Source organism: Streptomyces sp. NPDC097595 (assembly GCF_044761525.1).
GTDB lineage: Bacteria > Actinomycetota > Actinomycetes > Streptomycetales > Streptomycetaceae > Streptomyces > Streptomyces drozdowiczii_A.
This window is the reverse complement of record NZ_JBIWCN010000001.1, coordinates 568,914-594,386: the sequence shown is the minus strand read 5'-3', so window position 1 is coordinate 594,386 and position 25,473 is coordinate 568,914. Positions and strand designations below refer to the sequence as shown.

Genomic DNA, 25,473 nt, shown 5'->3' with positions numbered 1-25,473 from the left:
TCGTTCATGGTCGGTAGGTGAGCGGGAGGGCGTGCAGCCTTCGTTGCAGCGGGTTGGGCCGCCAGTCCGGCTCGGCTCCCGCGGCGAGCCGCAGTCCCGGCAGCCGGCGCACCAACGTGCCGACGGCCACCTCCGTCTGGAGCCGGGCGAGCGGGCCGCCGAGGCAGAAGTGGGGGCCGTGGCCGAAGCTGAGGTGACGGTTGCCGGGGCGGGTCAGGTCGAGCCGGTCGGGGTCCTCGAAGCGCTCGGGGTCGCGATTGGTGGCGCCGAGGAAGAGGTACGCCAACTCGCCCTCGCGCAGGGTCCGTCCGCCGATCTCCAGGTCCTGCGCGACGACCCTGACGATCGCCTGGGTCACCGTGTCGTAGCGGGCCAGCTCCTCGACGGCGCCGCGCATGAGGCCGGGGTCCTCGCGCAGCCGGGCCAGCTGGTCCGGGTGGCGCAGCAGGGCGTGCACACCGTTGGTGATGAGGTGCGTGGTGGTCTCGTCGCCCGCGGTGATGAGGACGAAGCAGGTGGAGAGGAGTTCGGAGTCCGTGAGCCGGTCGTCGTGCGTCTGGGTGGCGACCAGGGCGCTGACCAGGTCGTCGCCCGGTTCGCGCCGGCGCTGCCGGATGAGCCCGGCCAGGTAGTCCTCGTACTCGTCGATCGCCGCCTCGGACTTGGCCAGGTCCTCGCTCAGCCGGCCGAAGCGGCGGAACCAGTCCTTGACCCGTGGCCGGTCCTCCTCGGGGATGCCGAAGAGCTCGCAGACCACGGACATGGGCAGCGGCGAGGCGACCGCCTCGATCAGCTCCATCTCCGGCCCGGCGGCGACCGCCGCGTCGATGAGCCGGTCCACGAGGTGCTGGACGCGGTCGCGCAGGGCCTCGACGCGGCGGGCGGTGAAGGCCCGGTTGGCGAGCTTGCGGAGCCGGGCGTGGTCCGGCGGGTCGGTGTTGCTCATGACCCGGCCGAGGCGGTCGGTGAGCCGGCTGAACTCCTTGAGGTCGCCGCCGAGCGCGGTGTAGGCCCTCGTCATCCTGTCCCGGTCGTTGGACAGCCGCAGGTCGCCGAGGGCCGCCTCGACGTCGGCGTACCGGGTGAGGTACCAGACGCCCTGGGGGCTGCGGTGGACCGGGTCCTCGCGCCGCATGCGGGCGTAGAGCGGGTAGGGGTCGCGCCGGGCCTCGGGGGTGAGCAGGGCGGCGCCGAGGTCGCGGACCGGGGCGGGGCCCGCGGTGTCGCGGGCCCCGGCCAGGGAGTCGGTGGAGGTCATGTCGGCCCCGCTACCGCTGGGTGTCCATGGCGTCGGCGAGGCTCTTGGGCCGCATGTCGGTCCAGTTCCGCTCGATGTGCTCCAGGCAGGCGGCATGGGTGTCGGGGCCGTGGGCGACGGTCCAGCCGGCGGGGACGTCGGCGAACTGCGGCCAGAGCGAGTGCTGGTTCTCGTCGTTGACGAGGACGAGGAAGGTGCCGTCCTGGTCGTCGAAGGGGTTGGTCATGGGTCAGTCCTCCTGATGGGTCATGGGTCGGTCCCCCTGAGGGGAAAGGGTGATGTCACCGGTGTCACCGGTGGCCTCGGCGATCCTGGCGGCCAGGACCGGTCCGATCTGGGCCAGCGAGCCGGCCCGGGTCATCTGGTCGTGCCGGGTGGTGATCTCGTGGGATTCGATCCGGCCCGTGATGTACGGGCGCCAGACGTCCGGTCCGGCGTCGTCCTGGGCCCGGTCGATCGTGGAGTTGAACAGCAGCAGGTCGCCGTCGTGGCTGCCGGGGACGAAGTCGACGGCCAGCTTCGCGTTGTTGATCATGATGTCAACGATGACCGCCACCTGCCGCTCGTCGAGCCCGGCGAGGGCGCTGCCGCGCCGGTTCAGCACCTCGGCGACCTCGGCGTAGGTGATGTCGCGGTCGCCCAGCTCGGCCGGGTCGACGTCGAGTACGCCGACGAGCACGTCCCGCACGGTGGGTACGGGTTCGTCCTCGAACCGGACGTCCTTCACGGGGTAGGCGTCGAGGACGGCCAGGAGCGCGGTCCGTTCGCCGCGCGCCCGGAGTTCGCAGGCGAGTGCGTGGGCGATCAGTCCGCCCGCGGACCAGCCGAGCAGCAGGTACGGTCCCTGCGGCTGGATCTTCTGGATGTGGTCCGCGTAGTCGGCCGCCATCTCCTCGTACGACTCCGGCAGCGGTTCGGGGCGTCCGAGGCCGCGCGCCTGGAGGGCGTAGACGGGGTGCTGCGGGGCGATGTGGTGGAGCAGTCCGCTGTACGACCAGCTGATGCCGCCGCCGGGGTGGACGCAGAACAGCGGGGTCTCGGTCCCCGTGGAACGCAGCGGAAGCAGTACGTCGAGCGCGTCGTCCGGGTTGTCCATGGCGAGGCGTTCGGTGAGCCCGGCGACGGTCGGCGCCTCGAACAGCATCCGCAGCCCCAGTTCCAGACCCAGGGTCTCGCGGACACGGGCGGCCAGCCGGGCGGCCAGCAGCGAGTGTCCGCCGAGGTCGAAGAAGCCGTCGTCGATGCCCACGTGTTCGCGTCCGAGCACTTCGGCGAAGAGCCCGCACAGCAGCTGCTCCTGCGGGGTCCGGGGCCCGCGCCCCACGCCCGAAAAGCCGTAGTCCGGGGCGGGCAGCGCGGCCCGGTCCAGCTTGCCGTTGGCGGTCAGCGGCAGCGCGTCCACGGTGACGAAGGCCGCCGGGACCATGAAGTCGGGCAGTTCGCGGCGCAGCCGGCCGGACAGCTCGGCGGTCTCCGGCAGGGCGTCGGGCGCGGGCACCAGGTAGGCGACGAGGCGCTTGTCCCCGGGCCGGTCCTCGCGGGCGACGACGGCCGCCTGGGCGACGCCGGGGCAGCCCGCGAGGACGGCCTCGACCTCGCCGGGCTCGATGCGCTGGCCGCGCAGCTTGACCTGGTGGTCGACGCGCCCGGCGAAGTCCAGCGTGCCGTCGGGGCGCCACGACGCGAGGTCGCCGGTGCGGTACATGCGGCTTCCGGCGGGCCCGTACGGGTCGGCGGTGAAGCGTTCCGCGGTGAGGCCTGGCCGGCCGAGGTAGCCGCGCGCCACCCCCGTACCGGCGAGGTACAGCTCGCCGACGAGGCCGGCCGGCAGCGGGCGCAGCCGGTCGTCCAGCACGTAAGCGCGCATGTTGGCCATGGGGCCGCCGATGGGCACGGTGGCGGCGTTCTCGGGGAGGTCGCGCACCTGGTGGCGGGTGGCCAGGGTGGTGGCCTCGGTGGGTCCGTAGCCGTTGACGACCTCGATGCCGGGGCAGGCGGTGAGCACCCGGGCGACGGCGGCCGGCGAGACCACGTCGCCGCCGGTCCACACCTCGCGCACCCCGGCGAGCAGCCCGGGACGTTCCTCCGCGACGAGCCGGAACAGTCCGGCGGTCAGCCAGAGTCCGGTCACACCGTGCGTGGCGACGGTGTGCTGGAGCAGGTCGAGGTCGAGCTGTCCGGGCGGCGCGACGACGATCCGGCCGCCGCTGAGCAGCGGCACCCACAGTTCGTAGGTGGCGACGTCGAAGGCGGTCGGGCAGTGCATCAGCACCCGCTCGTGTCCGCCGCCGCGCCACTCCGGGGTGAGCGCGAGGCCCACCACGTCCCGGTGGGTGACGGCCACACCCTTGGGCCGCCCGGTCGAGCCGGAGGTGTACATGATGTACGCCAACTGCTTCGGCTCGCAGGGCACTTCGACGGCGTCCGGCTCGTGGCGTCCGGACGCCTCCAGCGCGTCGAGCACCTCCCGGGTGAGGACGAGCGCGGCGCCGCTCTCCCGCATGATCAGGTCGATGCGGGAGGCCGGGAAGCGCGGGTCCAGCGGGACGTAGGCGCCGCCCGCCTTGATGACCGCCAGGAGGGCTACGACCAGTTCGGCCGAGCGGTCGAGCAGGACGGCGACCGGGGTCTCGGGCCGTACGCCCTGGCGGATCAGGGCCCGGGCCAGCGTGTCGGCCCGCCGGTCGAGCTCCGCGTACGTCAGCTCGGCGCCGTCCGCCACGACGGCGACGGCGTCCGGGGTGGCCCGCACCTGGCGGGCGAACAGCGCGGGCAACGCGTCCGGGGGCAGCTCCGCGGTGGTGTCGTTGAACGCGTGGAGCAGCCGGTGGCGTTCGGCGGCGTCCATGAGATCGATCCGGCTGACCGGCCGGTCCGGTTCGGCGACGGCCGCCCGCAGCAGGCGGGCCCAGCGCTCGAACAGCAGCTCCACGGTGGCGGCGTCGAACAGGTCGGTGGCGTACTCCACCGCGCCGACGAGTCCGTCCACGCCGCCGTCCGGGCGGAACTGCTCGGCGAGGCTGAAGGTGAGGTCGACGCGGGAGGTCCCGGTCGGTGCCTCCAGGTGGCCCGTGTCGAGGCCGGGCAGTGCGAAGTCGCCCAGCGGGGCGTTCTGAAGGGCCAGCATGACCTGGAAGAGCGGGTGGTGGGCCAGGGACCGCACCGGGTTGGCCACCTCCACCAGGTATTCGAACGGCACGTCCTGGTGGTCGTACGCGGTGAGTGCCTTCTGCCGGACGCGACCGAGGAGCTCGGCGAATCCGGGGTCACAGCCGGTATCGGTGCGCAGGACGAGGGTGTTGACGAAGAAGCCGACGAGTTCGTCCAGCGCCTGGTCGGTGCGGCCGGCGATCGGGCTGCCGATGGGGATGTCCGTACCGGCGCCGAGCCGGGTGAGGAGGGCGGCGAGTCCGGCCTGAAGGACCATGAACATGCTGGCGCCGCGTTCGGCGGCGAGGTCGCGCAGGGCCTGGTGCAGCTCGGGGTCGAGCCGGACGACGACCCGGTCGCCGCGCTGCGAGGCGACGGGCGGCCGGGGCCGGTCGGCGGGGAGCTGGAGCTGCTGCGGGATGCCCGCGAGTTCGTCGCGCCAGTAGGCGAGCTGCCGGGCGAAGAGGCTGTCCGGGTCGCCGGAGTCGCCGAGCAGATCGCGCTGCCAGCGGGTGTAGTCGGCGTACTGCACGGGCAGCGTGGACCAGCCCGGTTCCTCGTCGCGGCAGCGGGCGGCGTACGCGGTCGCGAGGTCGGCGGAGAGCGGGCCCATGGACCAGCCGTCGGCGGCGATGTGGTGCACCACGACGAGCAGCACGTGCCGGTCGGGGGCGAGCGCGAACAGCTCGGCCCGGACCGGGGCATCCGCCGCCAGGTCGAAGCCGCGCTGTGCCGCCTCGGCCAGGCGCCCGGGCAGCGCGCTCTCGTCCAGGTCCACGACGGGCAGCGCGGGGTGCGCCTGGGCTGGGGTCAGCACGACCTGGTGCGGGGTGCCGTCGGTCTCGCGGAACACCGTGCGCAGGCTCTCGTGCCGGGCGATGACGTCCGCGAGCGCGGCGTGCAGCGCGTGCCGGTCGAGGCTGCCGTCGAGGCTGAGCGCGAGCGGCATGTTGTACGTGGCGCTCGGCCCGTCCATCCGGTGCAGGAACCACAGGCGGCGCTGGGCGAAGGACAGCTCCACACGCTCCGGGCGGGGCAGGGCGGTCAGCGCGGGGCGGGCGGCTCCGGCCCCGTCGAGGCGGGCGGCCAGACCGGCCACGGTGGGGGTCTCGAAGAGGGTGCGGACCTCCAGCTCCGCGCCGAGGGTCGCCCGGACCCGGGAGGCCAGGCGGGTCGCGAGCAGTGAGTGCCCGCCGAGGTCGAAGAAGCTGTCGTCCACCCCGACCTGGGCGAGTCCGAGGACTTCGGCGTACAGCTCCGCGAGCAGCTGCTCCTGCGGGGTGCGGGGCGCCCGTCCGCCCGTGGCGGGGCCGAGGTCGGGCGCGGGCAGTGCGCGCCGGTCCAGCTTCCCGCTGGCGGTGAGCGGCAGGGCGTCCAGAGCTACGAAGGCCGAGGGGACCAGGTAGTCGGGGAGCCGTTCGCGCAGCCAGTCGCGGAGTTCGCCGAGGAGGGCGCCGGTGCTCCGGCTGCCGGTGGGGCGGTTGGTCAGCGAGGACAGCGGCCGGCCGGCGGGCCCGGCCGGGCGGTATGCGACCGGGGAGCCGTGGGGCGTCGTGCGCGGGTCGGCGAAGACCACGTCCACGGCGTCGTCCGAGGTGGCCGACCAGGTGACGGACACCGTGCGGCCGTACTCGCGCCCGAGGGCGTGGAAGTCCTCGGGGTCGGGGAGGCCGTTCTCCTCCTCCGGGGCGAGCAGCCGTTCCCGCAGCTCCGCGGGGGCGCCGTCCTCCTCGTGCAGCGCCAGGGCGAGCGCGGCTTCCCGCGCGACGCGGCGGTTGGGGACTCCGGTGAGCCGCAGGACGTCGGCGAACGGCTCGGCGAGGAGCTCCCGCAGGGTGTCGGGGGCTGCGATGTCCCGTCCCCAGACCAGCTCGGCGGTCCGGGGCGCGGGCTCCGGGCCCGCCGGTGCCTTGTGCAGGGTGACGTCGTAGCGGTAGCGGCTCAGTTCGTTGTGGTGGCGGCCGCGCTTGACCTCCACGGACACCGCGCCGATGTCCGTGCCGCGTTCCCGCAGAACGGCGAAGAAGTCCGGGTCGACCAGGAGTTCCTTCTCCACCCTGACCGCCTGCTCCACCGCACGGCGTACGGCGGCGGGGTCGGTGTCCTCACCCGTCCGGTGCAACTGGACGGCGGTTGCGAACGGGCGCAGCAGGCGCAGATTGCGTACGTCTCCGATGAACAGCGCGCCACCGGGGGCGAGCAGCCCCATGAGCTTGCCGATGACGTCGGCGAGGTAGTCGGCGGACGGGAAGTACTGCACCACCGAGTTGATGACGATGGTGTCGAACGCGCCCGGCGGCAGCCCCTCGGTGTCGTGCGCCGGACGGGTCTGGAGCACCACGCGCCCGGTGAGCCGTTCCTCCCCGGCGACCTGGGCGGTCAGGGCCTCGATGGCGGTGGCGGAGAAGTCGGTGGCCCAGTAGGTCTCGCAGTGGGGTGCGATCCGGGAGAGCAACAGGCCGGTGCCGACGCCGACTTCGAGCACGCGGCGCGGGCTCAGGTCGAGGATGCGGGTGACGGTGGCGTCCCGCCATTCCCGCATCTGCTCCTCGGGGATGGGCTGTGCGTCGTAACTGCTGTTCCAGCCGACGAAGTTGTCGCCGAAGGGTGCCGTGTCGGGGGCGATGGGCAGGGCGTCGTAGATGTCCTGCCACTCCCCCACCTGGTCCGCTTCGAGGCCGCTGTCCCGGGCCGTGTCCTGGTGCGGGACGACGTAGCCGACGAGGCGGTCGTCCTGGGCGAGGACGGCGGTCTGCGCGACGGCGGGGTGTGCGGCGAGCGCGGTCTCGATCTCGCCGGGCTCGACGCGGAAGCCGCGCACCTTCACCTGGTCGTCGGCGCGTCCGGCGTACTCCAGCTGTCCGTCGCCCAGCCGGCGGACCAGGTCGCCGGTGCGGTACATGCGCTCACCGGGGAGGAACGGGCAGGCGACGAACCTGCCCGCCGTCAGCCCGGGCCGGTCGAGGTAGCCCCGGGCGAGGCCCGCGCCCGCCACGTACAGCTCCCCGGTGACGCCGGGCGGGACGGGCCTGAGCCGGTCGTCCAGCACGTACACCCGGGCGTTGGCGATGGGCCGGCCGATCGGCGGCACACCGGTACCGGGGGTCAGCGGGTCGCTCATGGTCGCGCAGACGGTGGTCTCGGTCGGGCCGTACGCGTTGATCATCCGGCGTCCGGGCGCCCACCGCGCCACCATCTCGGGCGGGCATGCCTCGCCGGCCACGACCAGGGTGGTCGCGGTCACGGCCCCGTCCGGCACGGCGGCCAGGACGGACGGCGGCACCGTGACATGGGTGATGCCGAGGGCCGGATCGGTGAGTGCGGCGAGGGGCTCGGCCGCCGGGGGGAGCACGAGGGCGGCGCCGCTGAGCAGGGCGGTGCAGATCTCCGACACCGAGGCGTCGAAGCTGGGCGAGGCGAACTGAAGGACGCGGCTGTCCGGTTGGACCGCGAAGCGCTCGATCTGCCCGGCGACCAGGCTGGCCACACCTCCGTGTCCGACGATGACACCCTTGGGGCGGCCCGTGGAGCCGGAGGTGTAGATGACGTAGGCCGGGTGCCGCACATCGAGCGCGACCCGCGGGTCGGTCTCCGGCCAGTCGCCCTCCGACACCATCGCGGGATCGTCCACCACGAGGGCCGGACGGGCGTCATCGAGCATGTACGCGATCCGCGCCTCGGGGTACGCCGGATCCACCGGCAGATACGCCGCACCGGCCTTCAGCACACCCAGCACCGCGACCACCGACTCCACCGACCTCGGCAGAGTCACCGCCACCACCTGCTCCGGACCCACCCCACGCGCGATCAACGCATGGGCAAAGCGATTGGCTCGGCTGTCAAGTTGTCGATACGTCAGTTTGTCGTCGCCGCAGACGAGCGCGACCGCGTCCGGTGTCACCGCCACCTGGGCCGCGAAGGCCTGGGGCAGCGGGACCGCGCCGACGTCACGGGTGGTCGCGTTGTCCCGTTCCAGCAGCCGGTGCCGCTCCTCGGTGTCGAGGAGGTCGATTCCGCCGATCGGCTGTTCCGGGTCGGTGGTGACGGCCTTCAGCAGGAGCGTCCAACGGCGGACCAGCGTCTCGACCGTCGTGCGGTCGAACAGGTCGGTGGCGTACTCCACGGCGCCGACGATCCCGGCCGGGGTCCCGTCCGGGCCGAACTGCTCGACCATGCTCACGCCCAGGTCGAACTTGGCGGTGCCGGTCGCGACCGCGTAGGTCGTGACGTCCAGGCCGGGCAGCGAGAACCGGCCGGTCGGGGCGTTCTGCACGGCCAGGATGGTCTGGAAGAGGGGGTGGTGGGACAGCGACCTGGACGGGTTCAGCGCCTCCACCAAGTGCTCGAACGGTACGTCCTGATGCGCGTACGCCGACAGCGCCGTCTCCCGCACCCGGCCCAGCAGCTCACCGAAACTCGGATCACCACTCGTGTCCGTCCGCAACACCAACGTGTTCACGAAGAACCCGACCAGATCGTCCAGCGCCTCATCCGTGCGCCCCGCGATCGGACTCCCGATCGCGACATCCGTCCCCGCACCCAACCGCGTGTACAACGCCGCCAGACCCGCCTGCAACACCATGAACAGGCTGGTCCCTGTTCGCCTCGCCAACTCCGCCAGTGAGGTGTGCAGTTCGGTGTCGAGTTCCAGGCCGATGTGGTCGCCCTGCCACCCTGCGACGGCGGGGCGGGGGCGGTCGGTGGGCAGCGGAAGCAGTTCCGGCAGGTCGGCCAGTTGTCGCTTCCAGTAGCCGAGTTGTTCGGCGAACCGGCTCTCCGGGTCGGCGGCGTCACCGAGCAGGTCGCGCTGCCAGAGCGTGTAGTCGGCGTACTGGACCGGCAGCTCCGGCCGGTCCACCGTCCGGCCGTCGCAGCGTGCGGCGTACGCCTCGGCGAGGTCGCGGGCCAGCGGGCCGGTGGACCAGCCGTCGGCTGCGATGTGGTGCATGACGAGGAGCAGGACGTGTTCGCCGGGCGTGACCGCGAACAGTTCGGCCCGCAGGGGCGGTTCGGCCGACAGGTCGAAGGGCTGCCGGGCGGACTCGGCGAGCAGGTGCGGCAGCTCGTCCGCCGGGACGTCGGCCATGCGCGCCCGAAGCCGGACGGCGGCCGGTTCCAGCAGGCGCTGGCAGGGTACGCCGTCGACCTCCTGGAACACCGTCCGCAGGCTCTCGTGCCGGGCCACCACATCGGCCAGTGCCTGGTCGAGCGCGCCCCGGTCGAGCGTTCCGGTCAGCTGGAGCGCCAGCGGGATGTGGTAGGTGGCGGCGGTGGCGTCCATGCGGTGCAGGAACCACAGGCGGCGCTGGGCGAAGGACAGCGGCACCGCTTCGGGCCGCTCGTACGCGGTGAGCGCCGGGCGCACACCATCGGCCGCCGCGAGGGCCCCGGCCAGGCCGGCCACGGTGGGCGCCTGGAAGAGGGCGCGCAGCCCGAGCTCCGCCCCGAGCACCGAGCGCACCCGGGCGACCAGCCTGGTGGCGAGCAGGGAGTGCCCGCCCAGTTCGAAGAAGTCGTCGTCCACCGAGACCCGGGGCACGTCGAGCACCTCGGCGAACAGCTCGGCGAGGATCTGTTCCTGCGGGGTACGCGGCGCCCGGCCGCCCCCGGTGGGCGCAGCCTCGGGCGCGGGCAGCGCCGCCCGGTCCAGCTTCCCGTTCGGCGTCAGCGGGAGGACGTCGAGCAGCACGAACGCGGACGGCACCAGGTAGTCGGGCAGCCGTTCGCGCAGGTGGGCGGCCAGCTCCGCGGTGCGTACGGCCGCGGCGGGACGCGGCACCGCGTAGCCGACGAGCCGGTTGTCCCGGGCCACGACGGCGGCCTGGGCGACGCCGGGGTGCGCGGCGAGCGCGGCCTCGACCTCGCCCGGCTCGATCCGGAAGCCGCGCACCTTGACCTGCTGGTCGGCGCGGCCGGCGTACTCCAGCTCGCCGTCGGCGCGGCGCCGGACCAGGTCGCCGGTGCGGTACATCCGCGCGCCGGCCGGCCCGAACGGGCAGGCCGTGAACCGTCCAGCCGTGAGGGCCGGGCGGCCCAGGTAGCCACGTGCCAGGCCGGGCCCGGCGACGTACAACTCACCGGTGACGCCCGGCGGTACGGCGCGCAGCCGCTCGTCCAGGACGTAGGTCCGGAAGTCCGCGACCGGGCGGCCGATCGGCGGCACACCGGTGCCCGGGACGAGCGGGTCGCTCATGGTCGCGCAGACGGTGGTCTCGGTCGGGCCGTACGCGTTGATCATCCGGCGTCCGGGCGCCCACCGCGCCACCAGTTCCGGCGAGCACGCCTCGCCCGCGACCACGAGGGTGGAGGCCGTGAGTTCGGCGTCGCCCAGGGCGGCGAGGGCGGAGGGCGGCAGCGTCACATGGGTGACGGCGAGATCGGGGTCCGTCAGGGCGTCCAGTGGGGCGTCGGCGGGGGCGAGGACGAGCGCGGCGCCGGTCAGCAGCGCGCTGCACAGGTCCCAGAAGGACGCGTCGAAGCTGGGCGAGGCGAACTGAAGCACCCGGCTCCCCGCCGCCACGCCGAGCCGGTCGGCCTGCGCCGCCGCCAGGCGCGACACGCCGGCATGGCTCACGACGACGCCCTTGGGGCGGCCGGTGGAGCCGGAGGTGTAGATGACGTAGGCCGGGTGCCGCACATCGGGCACGTGCTGCGGGTCGGACTCCGGCCAGACACCCTCCGAGACCATCGCGGGGTCGTCCACCACGAGGGCCGGACGGGCGTCGTCGAGCATGTACGCGATACGAGCCTCGGGGTACGCAGGGTCCACCGGCAGATAGGCGGCACCGACCTTCAGCACACCCAGCACCGCGACCACCGACTCCACCGACCTCGGCAGAGCCACCGCCACCACCTGCTCCGGACCCACCGCACGCGCGATCAACGCATGAGCGAACCGGTTAGCAAGGCAGTCAAGTTGACGGTACGTCAGCTGCTGATCGTCGCAGACGAGCGCGACCGCATCCGGCATCGCCGCCACCCGTGCCGCGAACAGCTCCGGAAGGCTCGCGCCGGCCACGTCATCCGCCACGGCGGGCAGCAGCTCGGCGCGCTCCTCGGCGGACAGCAGATCGATCGCACCGATCGAGCGCTCCGGCGCGGCGACGACCTCGGCCAGCAGCCTCGTCCACCTGGCGGCCAGCGCTTCGACCGTCTCGCGGTCGAACAGGTCGGTGCTGTATTCCACGGCACCGCTGAGGCCGGCCGGCTCGCCGTTGGGGCCGTACTCCTCGGCGAAGCCGAAGGTCAGGTCGAGCCGTGCGGTGCCGGTGAGCACAGGCATCGCGGAGACCTGGAGACCGGGGAGGTCGAAGGCGCCGCCCGGCGCGTTCTGCACGACGAGACCGGTCTGGAAGAGGGGGTGGTGGGACAGCGACCGGGACGGGTTCAGCGCCTCCACCAAGTGCTCGAACGGTACGTCCTGATGCGCGTACGCCGACAGCGCGGTCTCCCGCACCCGGCCCACCAGCTCACGAAAACTCGGATCACCACTCGTGTCCGTCCGCAACACCAACGTGTTCACGAAGAACCCGACCAGATCGTCCAGCGCCTCATCCGTGCGCCCCGCGATCGGACTCCCGATCGCGATATCCGTCCCCGCACCCAACCGCGTGTACAACGCCGCCAGACCCGCCTGCAACACCATGAAGAGGGTGGCTCCGGACCGTCGCGCCAACTCCGCCAGCTGCGCGTGCAGTTCGTCGTCGATGCGGAATTCCAGCACCTCGCCGCCGTACGACATGACGGCGGGGCGTGGCCGGTCGGCGGGGAGTTGCAGCTGCTCGGGCATGCCCGCCAGCGTCCGCTGCCAGTAGGCGACTTGGCGGGAGAAGAGGCTGCCGGCGTCGTTCTCGTCGCCGAGGATCTCGTGCTGCCACAGGGTGTAGTCGGCGTACGTCACCGGCAGCGGCGGCCACTCCGGTGCCCCGCCGCTCTGCCGGGTCGTGTAGGCGGCGGCCAGGTCGCGGGCGAGCGGGCCCATGGACCAGCCGTCCCCGACGATGTGGTGCATGACGAGGAGTAGCACGTGCTCGTCCGGTGCGACCGCGAACAGCTCGGCCCGCAAAGGGATTTCGGTGGTCAGGTCGAAGCCGCGCACGGCCGCGTCCCGCAGCAGCGCGGGCACCTCGGACTCGCCGGCCGGGCGCACGGTCAGCGGGGCGCCGACCTCGGCGGTGTCCAGCACGCGCTGGTGCGGGATGCCGCCCGTGTGCGGGAACACCGTGCGCAGGGTCTCGTGCCGGGTCATCACGTCGACCAGGGCGGCGCCGAGCGCGTCCCGGTCGAGGTCGCCGGAGAGCCGCAGGGCCAGCGGCATGTGGTAGGTGGCGCTCGGCGCCCCGAACTGCTGGAGGAACCAGAGGCGGCGCTGGGCGAACGACAGCGGCAGCATCTCGCGCCGGGGCCGGGGCACGAGTGCGCGGCGCGCGGTGCCGGCGTCATGCAGCCCGGCCGCGAGACCGGCGGGTGTCGGGGTCCGGAACAGGGCGCGCAGTTCCAGTTCGATCCCGAGGGTCGCCCGGACCCGAGAGACGAGCCGGGTGGCGAGCAGGGAGTGCCCGCCCAGCGCGAAGAAGTCGTCGTCGGCCCCGACCCGGGCGAGGCCCAGGACGTCGGCGAACAGCTCGCACAGGATCTGCTCCTGCGGGGTACGCGGCGCCCGGCCGCCTCCCGTGGACGCCATGTCGGGCGCGGGCAGCGCCGCCCGGTCCAGCTTCCCGTTCGGTGTCAACGGCAACGCGTCCAGCGGCACGAACGCGGACGGCACCAGGTAGTCCGGCATCCGGTCGCCCAGGAAGGCGGCGAGTGCGGCCGGGGTCGTCGCGGCAGGGTCCGACGGGACGACGTAGGCGACGATCCGGTCCTCGCGGGCGAGCACCGCGACCTGGGAGACACCGGGGTGTGCGGTGAGCTCGGCCTCGATCTCGCCGGGCTCGACGCGGAAGCCGCGCACCTTGACCTGGTGGTCGACCCGGCCGGCGAATTCCAGCTCGCCGTGGGCTGCCCAGCGCACGAGGTCGCCGGTGCGGTACATGCGCGCGCCGGCCGGCCCGTACGGGTCGGCGACGAAACGTCCGGCGCTCAGCCCGGGCCGGTCGAGGTAGCCCCGGGCGAGCCCGGTTCCGGCGAGGTACAGCTCGCCCAGGACACCGGGGGCGACCGGGCGCAGGGCCTCGTCCAGGACGTACACGCGGCAGTTGTCGACGGGGCGGCCGATCGGTACGGGTCGCGGGCAGTCGCCGGGGTCGGCCGGGAGCGCGTAGGCGGTGATGACGTGGGTCTCGGCGGGGCCGTAGTGGTTGTGCAGCACCCGGCCGGGCCGGGCGGCGAAGCGGCGTACGGCACCGCCCAGGCGCATCGCCTCCCCGGCCTGGGCGACGAGCCGCAGGTGCGGCAGATCGAGACCGGCCTCCTCGGCGGCCACGGCCAGCGCCTCGACCACCAGGTTCGGCGCGAACAGCTCCTCGACGCGGTGGCGGTCCAGCCAGTGGGCGAACAGTTCGGCGCTGCGCCGCTGCTCCTCGGTGGGCACCACCAGGGTCTTGCCGTACAGCAGCGCGGACAGCATCTCCTGCACGGAGACGTCGAAGCTGATCGCGGTGAACTGCGCGGTGCGCGTGCCGGGTTCGCCGCCCGCGGCCCGGTGGTGCCAGGCCAGGAGGTTGAGCAGGGCGGCGGCGGGCATGACGACGGCCTTGGGGCGGCCGGTGGAGCCGGAGGTGTAGATGACGTAGGCGGGGTGGCGGGTGTCCGCGCGCACGCCCGGGTCGTGCTCCGGCAGGGTGCCGGACGGTGTTACGGCGGCGAGGTCGTCGAGCACCACGGCCGGGTGCGCGTCCTCCAGCATGTACGCGATGCGGGCGGCCGGGTAGTCCGGGTCCACCGGCAGGTACGCCGCGCCGGTCTTGAGCACCGCGAGGACCGCGACCACCAGCTCGGCGGAGCGCGGCAGCCGCAGGGCGACGACCTGCTCGGAGCCCACGCCTTGGGCCATCAGCGCGTGGGCGAGGCGGTTGGCCCGGCGGTTGAGCTCCCCGTACGACAGCACGGTGTCCTCGAAGACCACGGCCGGGGCGTCCGGGGTCGTCCGGGCCCACTCCTCGAACAATCCGGGGAGGGTGGTGTCGGCGGCCGGGCGGGTGGTGTCGTTGCGGGCGGTCAGCAGCTCGTGGCGTTCGTCGGCGGTGAGGGCGTCGATCCGGCTCAGCGGCAGCTGCGGCTTGGCGACGACCGCCGCGAGGAGCCGGAGCCAGCGGGCGACCAGCGTCTCCACGGTGGCGGGGTCGAACAGGTCGGTGCTGTACTCGACGCGCCCGACGACGCCTTCGGCTGCGCCGGGGCCGCCGCGCTCCAGCAGGTGGAAGCCGAGGTCGAACATCGTCGTCGGCGTCCCGACCAGAACAGGTTCGGTGGCCAGGCCGCACAGCGCGAAATCGGTGCGCGGCACGTTCTGGAGGGCCAGCAGCACCTGGAACAGCGGCTGACGGGTGAGCGAACGGGACGGGTTCAGCGCCTCCACGACCTGCTCGAACGGCAGGTCCTGGTGGGCGTACGCGCCGAGCGCGTTCTCCCGGACGCGGCCCAGCAGTTCGGCGAACGTGGGGTCGCCCGAGGTGTCGGTGCGGAGGACCAGCGTGTTGACGAAGAACCCGATCAGGTCGTCGAGGGCCTGGTCGGTCCGGCCGGCGATCAGGCTGCCGACCGGGATGTCCCTGCCCGCCCCCAGCTTGTCCAGCAGGGAGGCCAGGGCGGCCTGGAGGACCATGTACACGCTGGCGCCGTGCTCGCGGCCGAGCCGGACCAGTCCGGCGTGGAGTTCCGCGTCCAGCTCGATCGCGAGCCGGCCGCCGGCGCTGGTGGGGACTGCGGGGCGGGGGCGGTCGGCGGGGAGCCGGATCTGTTCCGGCAGGCCGGTGAGCGTCCGGGTCCAGTAGTCGGTCTGCCGGGCGAGCAGGCTGTCCTCGTCGGACGCGTCGCCGAGGAGTTCGTCCTGCCAGAGGGTGTAGTCGGCGTACTGGACGGGAAGCGGCGCCCACTGCGGGGCCTCGCCACGGACGCGCGCCGCGTACGCGGTGGCCAGGTCGGCGGCCAGCGGTCCGAGCGACCAGCCGTCGCCGGCGATGTGGTGCATCACCAGGAGCAGCACGTGCTCGTCGGCCGCGACCTCGAACACCTCGGCGCGCAGGGGCGGTTCGGCGGCGAGGTCGAAGCCGCGCGCGGCGGCGGCCGTCAGCAGGTCCGTCAGGTTCTGTGCGCCGGCCGGGGTCACCGCCAGGACCGGGTGCGCCTCTCCGGCGGGCAGCACGTGCTGGTAGGGCACCCCGTCCTCGGCCGGGAAGACCGTACGCAGGGTGTCGTGCCGGTCCACGAGGTCGCCGAGCGCCGCCGCGAGCGCGGCGGAGTCCAGCGGACCGGTGAGCCGCCAGGCGAGGGGCATGTTGTAGACGGATTCGGCGCCCTCCAGCTGGCGCAGGAACCAGAGGCGGCGCTGAGCGGAGGACAGCGGCACCCGTTCCGGGCGCTCCGCCGGTGCCAGTGCGGGCCGGGCCCGGCCAGCGGCGCTCAGGCCGGCGGCCAGTCCGGCCACGGTCGGCGTACGGAAGAGGGTCGGGAGGGCCAGCTCCACGTTCAGCGTCGTACGGACACGGGCGACGAGCCGGGTGGCGAGCAGGGAGTGCCCGCCGAGGTCGAAGAAGTCGTCGTCGGCACCGACCCGGGGCACGCCCAGCACCTCGGCGAACAGCCCGGCCAGCACGTGTTCCTCGGGCGTACGCGGCGCCCGGCCGACCGCCGTGGTGGCCTCCGGCTCGGGCAGGGCGCGCCGGTCCAGCTTGCCGTTGGGGGTCAGCGGCAGCGCGTCGAGCGGGACGAAGGCGGCCGGCACCATGTACTCCGGCAGCCGCTCACGCAGATGCGCCCGCAGCTCCTCGATCTTCGGCACGGCCCCGGCGGCGGGTTGCACATACGCGACGAGCCTGGGCCCCTGCGCGCCGCCCTGCCGGACGACCACGGCGGTACGCGCGATGTCCGGGTGCTCCGCGAGGACGGCCTCGATCTCACCGAGCTCGATGCGGAAACCGCGTACCTTCACCTGATCGTCCGTACGCCCCAGGAATTCGAGGTCGCCCTCGGCGTTCCAGCGCACCAGGTCACCCGTGCGGTACATCCGCGTACCGGCAGCACCGAACGGGTCCGCCACGAAACGCCCAGCCGTCAGACCCGGCCGGTTGAGGTAACCGCGCGCCAATCCCGTACCCGCGATGTACAACTCACCCGCAACACCACCCGGCACCGGCCGCAACGCACCGTCCAGCACATGGAGCCGGTTGCCGCCCATCGGCCGGCCGATCACCTGGCGCGGGCTCGACGCCAGGGGTGCGACGACCGAGTCCACCGTGCACTCGGACGGGCCGTAGTAATTCAGGGCGCGCACCCCCTCGGCGGCCCTCAGCCGCTCCCACAGCTGCTCGGGCACGGGCTCCCCGCCCAGCGCGACCAGCGCCGGGCGCCACCGGGGATGGTCGAGGAGACCGTGTTCGACCAGGACGTGCAGGTAGGACGGGGTGCCGCCGATGGTGTGCAGCCCGGTCCGCACGGCGTAGGCGAGGTAGGCCGCCGGGTCGGTCCAGGTCGCCTCGTCCAGGACGTGCAGCTCATGCCCGGCGAACACGGCGAACAGCTGGTCCAAGGAGGCGTCGAACGACACGGACGTGGTCAGCCCGACGCGCAGCCGCTCTCCCGCCGGAGAGACCAGCGGGCGCTGGTTGGCGTACAGGTTGACCAGGCCGGTGTGCGTCACGACGACACCCTTGGGACGGCCGGTGGACCCGGAGGTGTAGATGACATAGACCGGCTGGGCAGGATCGACCACCACCATCGGATCGGTGGCGGGGCACCCTTCGATCAGGCCGGAGGTTTCCGGGTCATCGAGCACCAACAGGTCGCCGGCCCCCTCCGGCAGTTGGCCGAGGGTGCGGGTGTCGGTCACCGTCAGGACCGGCCGGGCGTCATCCAGAAGGTACGCGATCCGAGCGGCCGGGTACTCCGGGTCCACCGGCACATACGCCGCACCCGACTTCAACACCGCGACAATCGCCACCACCAGATCCACCGACCGGGGCAACGCCACCGCCACCAACCGCTCCGGACCCACACCCCGCGCCATCAACGCATGCGCCAACCCATTCGCCCGCGCATCCAACTCCGCGTACGACAACGACACATCGCCACACACGAGCGCCGCCAGGTCCGGGTTCGTCCGCGCCTGCTCCCGGAACAGCTCCGGCAGGCTCGCGGCCGGGGGCGTGGCAGTCGGCCCGGTGCCCAGCGCCGCAAGCGCGGCGTGCTCCTCGGCCGTGAGCAGGTCGAGCCGGCTGAGCCGCTGCCGGGGGTCGGCGACCGCGATGCGGAGCAGCCGCTCCCACCGGGCGAGCATCGTCTCGACGGTGGCCGGGTCGTGAAGGTCGTCGGCGTATTCGACGGACCCGTCGAGCCCGTCCGGGGAGCCGTCCTCCGCGTACCGCTCGGACAGCGTGAAGATCAGGTCCAGCTTGGCCGTGGCCGACGCGGACGGCACGTCCTCGACGAGCAGCCCGGGCGGAGCGAAGTCGGCCCTGGGTGCGTTCTGGAGCACCAGCATGACCTGGAACAGCGGGTGGTGCGCGAGTGACCGGGACGGGTTCAGCACCTCGACCAGGTATTCGAACGGCACGTCCTGGTGGGCGTATCCGGCGAGCGCGGTGTCCCGGACCCGGTCCAGCAGCTCGGCGAACGTCGGGTCGCCCGAGGTGTCGGTGCGGAAGACCAGAGTGTTGACGAAGTAGCCGATCAGCTCGTCCTGCGCCTGGTCGGTCCGGCCGGCGACCGGGCTCCCGACCGGGATGTCGTCGCCGGCCCCCAACTTGCTCAACAGGGCGGCCAGCCCGGCCTGGAGCACCATGAACAGGCTCGTCCCGTGGGCGCGGGCCAGCTCGCGCAGCCCTCGGTGCAGCTCGGCGTCCAGGCCGGTGCGCACGGAACCGCCCCGGTGCGAGGCGACCGCCGGGCGGGGCCGGTCGGCGGGCAGCTCGATCAGCTCGGGAAGTCCGGCGAGCTGCCGGGTCCAGTAGTCGGCCTGGGCGGCGAGCAGGCTGCTCCGGTCGGCGGAGTCGCCGAGGAGTTCGTGCTGCCACAGGGTGTAGTCGGCGTACTGGACGGGAAGCGGCGCCCACTGCGGGGCCTCGCCACGGACGCGCGCCGCGTAGGCCTCGGTCAGGTCCTGGGCGAGGGGGCTCAGCGACCAGCCGTCGCCCGCGATGTGGTGGAGCACCAGGTGGAGGACGTGGTCGTCCGGTGCGAGGGCGAACAGCTCGGAGCGCAGCGGTAGTTCGGTGGCCAGGTCGAAGCGCCGGTCCCTCGCCGCCGCCATTTGGGCCGGCAGCCCGGCTTCGGTGGTGCGGTGCACGGGCAGGCCGGGGCGGGCTTCGGCCACGTCCAAGACGCGCTGGTGCGGGACCCCGTCCACCGCCGGGAACACGGTGCGCAGGCTCTCGTGCCGGGCGACGACGTCCGCCACGGCGGCCTCCAGGGCCCGCCGGTCGAGGTCGCCGGAGAGCCGCCAGGCGAGGGAGATGTGGTAGTTCGCGCCCGCGCCTTCCAGCTGGTGCAGGAACCACAGCCGGCGCTGCGCGAACGACAGCGGGATCATCTCGGGGCGCTCGCGGCGCGCCAGGGCGGCCTGTGCCGGTCCGGCGGCGCGCAGGGCGGCGGCCAGGGCTGCCGGGGTCGGCGCCTCGAAGAGCGTGCGCAGCGGCATCTCCACGCCGAGCGTGGCGCGGATCCGGGCGGCGAGGCGGGTGGCGAGCAGGGAGTGCCCGCCGAGCTCGAAGAAGCCGTCGTCCACACCGGCCGCCGGGGCGCCCAGCACCTCCGCGAACAGCTCGCAGAGGATCTGCTCCTGGGCGGTGCGCGGGGCGCGGGACGCGGCCGCCGGGGTGAGGTCGGGGGCGGGCAGGGCACGGTGGTCGAGCTTGCCGTTGACGGTCAGCGGCAGGGCGTCGAGCGTGACGAACGCGGGCACCATGTGCTCGGGCAGCCGCTCGCGCAGGTACGCGCGCAGGGCGGCGGGGTGCGGGGCGGCATAGTCGTCGGCGTCGGTGTCGGCGGCCGGTACGTCGGACGCCGGTACGAGGTACGCGACCAGCCGCGTGTCGTCGGCCCGGTCCTGACGGGCGAGGACGGCGACCTGCGCGATGTCCGGGTGCGCGGCCAGGGCCGCTTCGATCTCGCCGAGCTCGATGCGGAAACCGCGCACCTTCACCTGCTGGTCGGCGCGGCCGACGTAGCGCAGGGCGCCGTCCGGGGTGCGGCGCACCACGTCGCCGCTGCGGTACATGCGTGAGCCCGCGGGGCCGTACGGGTCGGCCACGAAGCGCCCTGCGGTGAGCCCGGGCCGGTTCAGGTAGCCGCGTGCCAGTCCGGGGCCCGCGACGTACAGCTCGCCGGGGACGCCCGGGGCGACCGGGCGCAGGCCGGAGTCGAGGACGTACGCGCGGAGGTCGGGGAGGGCGGTGCCGATGTCGCCGGGGGCGGTGGCGGTCCGGCCGAGTTCCGCGTAGGTGACGTGCACCGTGGTCTCGGTGATGCCGTACATGTTGACCAGGCGCGGCGCGTTCTCGGGGTGGCGCTCGTACCAGCTGGTGAGCCGGGCGTGTTCCAGCGCCTCGCCGCCGAAGACCACCGTGCGCAGGGCGAGCCGGCGGCCGGTGTCCGGGGCCTCGGCGTCCGCCTGCATCAGCTGGTAGAAGGCGGACGGCGTCTGGTTGAGCACCGTCACCCCTTCGCGGGCGAGCAGGTCCAGGAACCGGCCGGGCGAACGGCTGGTCTCGTGGTCCACGACGACCAGGCGGCCGCCGTGCAGCAGGGGTCCCCACAGCTCCCAGACCGAGAAGTCGAAGGAGTAGGAGTGGAAGAGCGTCCACACGTCGTCGGCGCCGAAACCGAACCGCTCACGTGTGGTGTCGAAGAGGCGCACCACATTGCGGTGCGGGACCACGACGCCCTTGGGGTTGCCGGTGGAGCCGGAGGTGTGGATGACGTAGGCGGCGTGGGCCGGGTCGACGGCGATCCCGGGGTCGGTGTCGGGCAGTCCGTCGAGGTCGGCGGTGTCCAGCAACAGCCGGTCCACGCCCTCCACATCGATCTGACCGTTCGTCAGGACCAGCGAGGGCCGGGTGTCCTGGAGCAGGTAGGCGATCCGGGCGGCCGGATACTCCGGGTCCACCGGCACATACGCCGCACCGGCCTTGAGCACCGCGAGCACCGCCACGACCAGCTCCGCCGAGCGCGGGAGCGCCAATGCCACCAACTGCTCGGGGCCGACGCCTCGTTCGATCAGGGCGTGCGCCAGCCGGTTGGCGCGGGCGTTCAGCACGCCGTACGTGAGTGCGGCCGCGCCGTCCGTGAGGGCGGGGGCATCCGGGGTGGCCCGCACCTGGCGCTCGAACAGCGCGGGCAGGCTGTGTTGCGGCGGTTCCGCGCCCTGGCCGGCCGGGAGCAGCGCCCGGAGTTCGTCGGCGGACAGCACGTCCACCTGGCCGATGCGCCGGCCGGGGTCGGTGGCGACGGCGCGCAGCAGCCGCAGCCAGCGCTCGACGATGCCGGCGACGGTGGCCGCGTCGAACAGGTCTGTGCTGTACTCCACCACGCCCGACAGGCCGCCCCCGCCCGGCTGTTCGGCCAGGACGAAGGTCAGGTCGCACTTGGCCGTGCCGGTGGGGACCAGGTCGGACGCCACGCGCAGCCGAGGCAGGTCGAAGGTGCCGGACGGCGCGTTCTGAAGGGTGAGCATCGTCTGGAACAGGGGGTGGTGCGCAAGGGTCCGCGCCGGGTTCAGCGCCTCCACCAGGTGCTCGAACGGCACGTCCTGGTGGGCGTACGCGGTCAGCGCCTCGGAGCGCACCCGGGCGAGGAGTTCGGTGAACGTCGGGTCGCCGGACAGGTCGGTGCGCAGCACCAGTGTGTTGACGAAGAAGCCCACCAGATCGTCCAGGGCCTCATCGGTGCGCCCCGCCACGGGTGTACCGATCGGGATGTCGGTCCCGGCACCCAACTTGCCGAGCAGCGCGGCCAGTCCGGCTTGGAGCACCATGAAGAGGCTGGCCCCGCCGTCGCGGGCGACCGCGCGCAGGTCCTCGTGGAGCGCCGCGTCGACGCTGACCGGCAGCTGGGCGCCCCGGTAGGACATCGCCTCGGGCCTGGGCCGGTCGAAGGGCAGCTCGACCTGGTCGGGCAGGCCCGCCAGCCGCTCCCGCGAATGGGCGAGCTGGATGCCCAGCACGCTGTCCGGGTCGCCGCCGTCGCCCAGCAGTTCGCGCTGCCACACCGTGTAGTCGGCGTACTGGACCGGCAGCGGGGACCACTGCGGCTTCGCGCCCTCGCTCCGGGCCGCGTAGGCGGTCGTCAGGTCCTGCGAGAGCGGGCCCGTCGACCAGCCGTCACCGGCGATGTGGTGGACGACGAGCAGGAGTACGTGCTCCTCGTCGCCGAGCCGGAACAGCTCGACGCGCAGCGGCTGTTCGGCGGAGAGCTCGAAGCCCTGCCGGGCCGCCTCGGCCAGCCGGTCGGGCAGTGCGCGCTCGTCGGTCTCGGTCACCCGCAGCCGGGGCCGGGCCGCGTCGGGGTCCAGCACCCGCTGGCACGGCACTCCGGCGACCGAGGGGAAGACGGTGCGCAGGCTCTCGTGGCGTTCGACCACGTCCGCCAGGGCGGCTTCGAGGGCGCGCTCGTCCAGGCTTCCGGTCAGCCGCAGGGCGAGGGGGATGTTGTACGTGGCGCTCGGGCCCTCCATCCGGTGCAGGAACCACAGCCGGCGCTGCGCGAAGGACAGCGGCACGGTCTCGGGCCGCTCGCGCCGGCCCAGCGCCGGGCGCGCTTGTCCTGCCGCGTCCACCCTGGCCGCCAGCCCGGCCACCGTCGGCGCGTCGAACAGGTCGCTGAGCCTCAGCTCCACGCCCAGCACGGACCGGGCCCTGGCGATGAGCCGGGTGCCGAGAAGGGAGTGTCCGCCCAGGTCGAAGAAGCCGTCGTCGAGGCCGACCTGGGCGATGCCCAGCACTTCGGCGAAGAGCCCGGCGAGCAGGTGCTCGACCGCGCTGCGCGGGGCGCGCCCCGGCGCGGCGGGCCGGTCGCCGGGGGCCGGGAGGGCGCGCCGGTCCAGCTTGCCGTTGGGGGTCAGCGGCAGGGCGTCCAGCACCACGAGCGCCGACGGCACCATGTGTGCGGGGAGCCGTTCGCGGAGCCAGGTCCGGAGTGTGTCCTGCTGGACGTCGTGTCCGGCGGCGGGCACGACGTAGGCGACGAGGCGGGGCTCCTCTTCGGTGCGCACGGTGACGGCGGTGCGTGCGATGTCCGGGTGCTCGGCGAGGACGGCCTCGATCTCGCCCAGTTCGATGCGGAAACCGCGTACCTTCACCTGATCGTCCGTACGCCCCAGGAATTCGAGATCGCCCTCGGCATTCCAGCGCACCAGGTCACCCGTGCGGTACATCCGCGCACCATCCGCATCGAACGGGTCCGCCACAAACCGCCCAGCCGTCAGACCCGGCCGATTGAGGTAACCGCGCGCCAATCCCGTACCCGCGATGTACAACTCACCCGCCACACCACCCGGCACCGGCCGCAACGCACCGTCCAGCACATACAGTCGGGCATTGCCGACGGGTCGGCCGATGACCGGGCGCGGGCTCGATGCCACGGCCGCCGTCACCGAGTTGACCGTGCACTCGGAGGGTCCGTACAGGTTGACGCAGTGCGTGCCGTCGGCCGCCCGCAACCGCTCCCACAGCTGCTGCGGGACCGCCTCGCCGCCGGCCGCGAGCAGCGCGGGGCTGCGTCGCGTATCGCTCAACAGGCCGTGTGACACGAGGTCGTGGAGGTACGAGGGGGTGACCTCGACGTAGTCCAGCCCGTGGTCTCCTACGTAGGCGACGAACGCCTCGGGGTCCGTCCAGGTCGCGTGGTCCAGGACGTGCAGTTCATGGCCCGCGAAGGGGGCCATCAGCTGGTTCCAGGAGGCGTCGAAGGACACCGAGGTGGTGAGTGCCACACGCAGCCGCTGCCGGTCCTTCAGCAGGGGGGCGAACAGTGCCTGCCGGTGGTCGGTGAGCAGGTCGGCCAGGCCGCCGTGTGTGGCGACGACGCCCTTGGGGCGGCCGGTGGATCCCGAGGTGTAGATGACGTAGGCGGGGTGGTCGGCATCGATCGCCACCATCGGATCGGTGGCGGGGCACTCTTCGATCAGGCCGGAAGTCTCCGGGTCATCGAGCACCAACAGCTCGCCCGCCCCTTCCGGCAGTTGGCCGAGGGTACGGGTATCGGTCACCGTCAGGACCGGCCGAGCGTCGTCCAGGAGGTACGCGATCCGAGCGGCCGGGTACTCCGGGTCCACCGGCACATACGCCGCACCCGACTTCAACACCGCGACAATCGCCACCACCAGATCCACCGACCGGGGCAACGCCACCGCCACCAACCGCTCCGGACCCGCCCCACGCGCCATCAACGCATGCGCCAACCGATTCGCCCGCGCATCCAACTCCGCGTACGACAACGACACATCGCCACACACGAGCGCCGCCACATCCGGAGCCCGCCGCACCTGCTCCCGGAACAGCTCCGGGAGGCTCGCGGCCGGGGGCGTGGCGGTCGGTCCGGTGCCCAGCTCCGCGAGCTCGCGGTGCTCCTCGGCCGTGAGGAGGTCGACACCGCCCACCGTCTCGTCCGGGTCGAGGTCGGCGACGGCGTCGAGCAGGGCGAGCAGCCTCTGCTGGTGTGCGGCGAGGTCGTCGTCGCCGTACGCGTCCGGCGCGCCGTGCAGCCTGAGCAGCGGGGGGTTGCCGTCCCGGTAGTCGAAGACCCAGACGGCCAGGTCGGTGGTCGAGCCGGACACGAAGTGGTGCACGGACGCGGGGTGTCCGGCGAAGCCGGGCCCGGCGTTGAAGGCCATGATGTTGACGATCAGCGGGAACGCCGTGCCGATGCCGCCGGACGCGCCGAGGTCGCGCAGCAGGTCCTCGCTGCGGTACCGCTCGTGCGCGACGGCCGCCTCGACCTCGTGCGCCACCTGGGCCACCAGCTCGCCCCACGGCATGTCCGGCCGCACGGTCAGCCGGAGCGGCACCACGTTGGACATGGTGCCGGGCACGGACATCAGGTCGCGGCCGGAGCCCCGTCGCGCGGTGACGGGCAGGGCGAGGACCACGTCCCGGGCGCCGCTGAGCCGGTGGGCGTAGAGCGCGGTCGCTGCGATCACCACCCGGGACCACCTGACCCCGGCCCTGGCCGCCGCCGCCCGCAGCGCCTCCGGGTCCCGCAGCTCCCGCTCCCCGGCCACGCGCAGGACCTGGTGCGGGTCGGTCGCGGAGGTGTCGGTGAGCCGGGTCGGGGCGGGCAGGTCGGTGAAGCGCCCGGTCCAGTAGGCGCGGTCCGTGGTGAAGGCGTCGGAGGCGCGGTAGTCGGCGTCGCTGTCGACCAGGTCCCGCAGGGTGCCGAACGGGGAGGCTGGGACTGCGGCGTCCTCGGCCAGCGCCGAGTAGACCTCGCCGACCCGCTGCCGGACCATCGAGGCACTGATCGCGTCCAGGACCACATGGTGGTAGTTCAGGTACCAGAGGTACTCCGTGGGCGACAGCCGGATCAGCGCGTGACCGAACAGCGGATCGCGGGACAGGTCCAGCGGGCGGGCGAGGTCGCGTTCCATCCACTCCCGTGCGGCCGCCCGGGGGTCCGGCTCCGCCGCGAAATCGAGGTGCACCGGGGCCCAGTCCCGGGTCTCGCGGAGGATCTGGCGCGGGCCGCCCCCGTCGTCGGTGAAGGTGACGTGGAGGGCGTCGACCTCGTCCACCACCCGGCGCAGCGCCGCTTCGAACAGCTCCGGATCGACGGGCCCATGGATCTCCATGCACTCGCCGACGCGGTAGCCCGGGATCGGTGTCGGTGAGCTCTGCTCGGCGAGCCAGATCTCGCGTTGGGCCGCGGTCAGGGGAAGGACGTCGCCGTCACGACGGGACATGGGGGTACCTCCAGAG

Annotated in this window: 3 protein-coding genes; all 3 read right to left on the bottom strand. The window is 73.3% G+C overall.

Features of this window, described 5'->3' with window-relative positions; all coding sequences use genetic code 11:
* Positions 1 to 4 precede the first annotated feature (4 nt).
* The 3 genes from ACIQZN_RS02535 to ACIQZN_RS02525 are packed head-to-tail and all read right to left on the bottom strand — an operon-like array spanning position 5 to position 25,457.
* On the bottom strand, positions 5 to 1,258 hold the full coding sequence (locus tag ACIQZN_RS02535) for a cytochrome P450 (RefSeq protein ID WP_403987291.1): 1,254 nt from the start codon (positions 1,256 to 1,258) through the stop codon (positions 5 to 7).
* 10 nt (positions 1,259 to 1,268) lie between these two features.
* Entirely contained in the window at positions 1,269 to 1,484 is a 216-nt protein-coding gene (locus tag ACIQZN_RS02530; protein WP_355936993.1) for an MbtH family protein, read from the bottom strand.
* A gap of 3 nt (positions 1,485 to 1,487) precedes the next feature.
* Positions 1,488 to 25,457 carry a non-ribosomal peptide synthase/polyketide synthase gene (locus ACIQZN_RS02525; RefSeq protein WP_403987287.1) on the bottom strand — a complete coding sequence of 7,990 codons (23,970 nt, stop codon included), beginning with the start codon at positions 25,455 to 25,457 and terminating at the stop codon, positions 1,488 to 1,490.
* Between the last annotated feature and the right edge of the window lie 16 nt (positions 25,458 to 25,473).

Bases quoted from the DNA above. Each gene is read 5' to 3' on its own strand.
- ACIQZN_RS02535 (WP_403987291.1), bottom strand. From the start codon at position 1,258: ATGACCTCCACCGACTCCCTGGCCGGGGCCCGCGACACCGCGGGCCCC.
- ACIQZN_RS02530 (WP_355936993.1), bottom strand. From the start codon at position 1,484: ATGACCAACCCCTTCGACGACCAGGACGGCACCTTCCTCGTCCTCGTC.
- ACIQZN_RS02525 (WP_403987287.1), bottom strand. From the start codon at position 25,457: ATGTCCCGTCGTGACGGCGACGTCCTTCCCCTGACCGCGGCCCAACGC.